This is a genomic window from Rhodococcus sp. NPDC049939, assembly GCF_040656415.1.
GTDB lineage: Bacteria > Actinomycetota > Actinomycetes > Mycobacteriales > Mycobacteriaceae > Rhodococcus_F.
In genome coordinates this window covers 1,637-5,038 of record NZ_JBFAMC010000010.1, presented here as the reverse complement: position 1 = coordinate 5,038, position 3,402 = coordinate 1,637, and the positions used below count along the sequence as shown (strand labels likewise).

Here is a 3,402-nt window from a genome sequence, read left to right as displayed (position 1 = left end):
AACGGGTGTTCGGCGGTGTCCTACTCTCCCACACCCTGTCGGGTGCAGTACCATCGGCGCTGGAGGGCTTAGCTTCCGGGTTCGGAATGGGACCGGGCGTTTCCCCTCCGCTATGGCCGCCGTAACTCTGTGAAACTGTCACCTCGGGCCGGCCCCCCCGTGTTTGGGGGGTGGCTCGTGTGTGTTGTTTCAGATACCGCACAGTGGACGCGTAGCTTCTTCGTGGTAAGTCCTCGGCCTATTAGTACCAGTCACCTGCACACATTGCTGTGCTTCCAGTTCTGGCCTATCAACCCGGTGGTCTGCCGGGGGCCTTACCCCCTCGAGGGGGTGAGAAACCTCATCTTGGAACAGGCTTCCCGCTTAGATGCTTTCAGCGGTTATCCCTTCCGAACGTAGCTAACCAGCAGTGCTCCTGGCGGAACAACTGGCACACCAGAGGTTCGTCCGTCCCGGTCCTCTCGTACTAGGGACAGCCTTCCTCAAGTTTCTAACGCGCGCGGCGGATAGAGACCGAACTGTCTCACGACGTTCTAAACCCAGCTCGCGTGCCGCTTTAATGGGCGAACAGCCCAACCCTTGGGACCTACTCCAGCCCCAGGATGCGACGAGCCGACATCGAGGTGCCAAACCATCCCGTCGATATGGACTCTTGGGGAAGATCAGCCTGTTATCCCCGGGGTACCTTTTATCCGTTGAGCGACACCGCTTCCACATGCCGGTGCCGGATCACTAGTCCCGACTTTCGTCCCTGCTCGACCCGTCAGTCTCACAGTCAAGCTCCCTTGTGCACTTGCACTCGACACCTGATTGCCAACCAGGCTGAGGGAACCTTTGGGCGCCTCCGTTACATTTTGGGAGGCAACCGCCCCAGTTAAACTACCCACCAGGCACTGTCCCTGAACCAGATCATGGTCCGAGGTTAGAGGTCCAATACGATCAGAGTGGTATTTCAACAACGACTCCACGACCACTGGCGTGGCCGCTTCACAGTCTCCCACCTATCCTACACAAACCGAACCGAACACCAATACCAAGCTGTAGTGAAGGTCCCGGGGTCTTTTCGTCCTGCCGCGCGTAACGAGCATCTTTACTCGTAATGCAATTTCGCCGAGTCTATGGTTGAGACAGCTGAGAAGTCGTTACGCCATTCGTGCAGGTCGGAACTTACCCGACAAGGAATTTCGCTACCTTAGGATGGTTATAGTTACCACCGCCGTTTACTGGGGCTTAAATTCTCGGCTTCGCTCCCGAAAGAGCTAACCGGTCCTCTTAACCTTCCAGCACCGGGCAGGCGTCAGTCCGTATACATCGTCTTACGACTTCGCACGGACCTGTGTTTTTAGTAAACAGTCGCTTCTCACTGGTCTCTGCGGCCCCACCCAGCTCACACCGCGAGGGTGATCACCGGACAGGGCCCCCCTTCTCCCGAAGTTACGGGGGCATTTTGCCGAGTTCCTTAACCATAGTTGTCTCGATCGCCTCGGTATTCTCTACCTGACCACCTGTGTCGGTTTGGGGTACGGGCCGTGTGAAAGCTCGCTAGAGGCTTTTCTCGGCAGCATAGGATCACTGAATTCGCCTCATTCGGCTATGCGTCACCTCTCAGGCATGTGAACGGCGGATTTGCCTACCGTTCGCCCTACCGGCTTACACCAGTATTACCACTGACTGGCTCAGCTACCTTCCTGCGTCACCCCATCGCTTGGCTACTACCAGCTCGGTTCACGCGCATCCACCCACCACACACCCGAAGGCACACAGCAGGTTTCAGGGCGCTTAGCATCACTGATTCACCAGGGGCGCGTTCACACGGGTACGGGAATATCAACCCGTTGTCCATCGGCTACGCCTGTCGGCCTCGTCTTAGGTCCCGACTCACCCTGGGCGGATTAACCTGGCCCAGGAACCCTTGGTCATTCGGCGGACGAGTTTCTCACTCGTCTTTCGCTACTCATGCCTGCATTCTCACTCGCATGGCCTCCACAACTAGTTCACACTGCTGCTTCCCTGGCCACACGACGCTCCCCTACCCACCCACACCACTGCCCAACACTCCGCAGAGTGAAGGGAATGCAATGTGTGAGTGCCGCGGCTTCGGTGGTGTACTTGAGCCCCGCTACATTGTCGGCGCAGGATCACTTGACCAGTGAGCTATTACGCACTCTTTCAAGGGTGGCTGCTTCTAAGCCAACCTCCTGGTTGTCTTCGCGACCCCACATCCTTTTCCACTTAGTACACGCTTAGGGACCTTAGCCGGCGATCTGGGCTGTTTCCCTCTCGACTACGAAGCTTATCCCCCGCAGTCTCACTGCCACGCTCTCACTCACCGGCATTCGGAGTTTGGCTGATTTCGGTAAGCTTGTAGGCCCCCTAGACCATCCAGTAGCTCTACCTCCGGTGAGAAACACGTGACGCTGCACCTAAATGCATTTCGGGGAGAACCAGCTATCACGGAGTTTGATTGGCCTTTCACCCCTACCCACAACTCATCCCCTCAGTTTTCAACCTAAGTGGGTTCGGTCCTCCACGACGTCTTACCGTCGCTTCAACCTGGCCATGGGTAGATCACTCCGCTTCGGGTCTAGAACATGCCACTGACTCGCCCTATTCGGACTCGCTTTCGCTACGGCTACCCCACACGGGTTAACCTCGCGACATGCCACTAACTCGCAGGCTCATTCTTCAAAAGGCACGCCATCACCCACCCACCCAAAGGCGGCGCAGGCTCTGACGGATTGTAAGCGCACGGTTTCAGGTACTATTTCACTCCCCTCCCGGGGTACTTTTCACCTTTCCCTCACGGTACTAGTCCGCTATCGGTCACCAGGGAGTATTCAGGCTTATCGGGTGGTCCCGACAGATTCACACCAGATTTCACGGGCCCGGTGCTACTCGGGTATCCGCCACAACAGTCACCATGTTTTCGTGTACGGGACTCTCACCCCCTACGGTGGGCCATTCCAGACCACTTCCACTAACACAAGCGATTTATCACTGTCGGCCGACACGGCAGTATCGACAACGGCGAACCCCACAACCCCACGAATGCAACACCTGCCGGTTATCACACATCCATGGTTTAGCCTCATCCGCTTTCGCTCGCCACTACTCACGGAATCACATGTTGTTTTCTCTTCCTGTGGGTACTGAGATGTTTCACTTCCCCACGTTCCCTCCACACACCCTATACATTCAGGTGCGGGTAACACGACATCACTCGTGCTGGGTTTCCCCATTCGGACACCCTCGGATCTCAGCTCGGTTGACAGCTCCCCGAGGCTTATCGCAGCCTCCCACGTCCTTCATCGGCTCCTGGTGCCAAGGCATCCACCGTACGCTCTTGACTACTTACAACAAAGATGCTCGCGTCCACTGTGCAGTTCTCAAACAACACACAAC

At 56.7% G+C, this 3,402-nt stretch carries 2 rRNA genes; both read right to left on the bottom strand.

The annotated features are described in order from the left end of the window. Positions 1–7 precede the first annotated feature (7 nt). Positions 8–124, bottom strand: a 5S ribosomal RNA gene (rrf, locus tag AB0I57_RS19975). 97 nt (positions 125–221) lie between these two features. Beyond that, positions 222–3,357: ribosomal RNA gene (locus tag AB0I57_RS19970) — 23S ribosomal RNA — on the bottom strand. Positions 3,358–3,402: the final 45 nt, after the last annotated feature.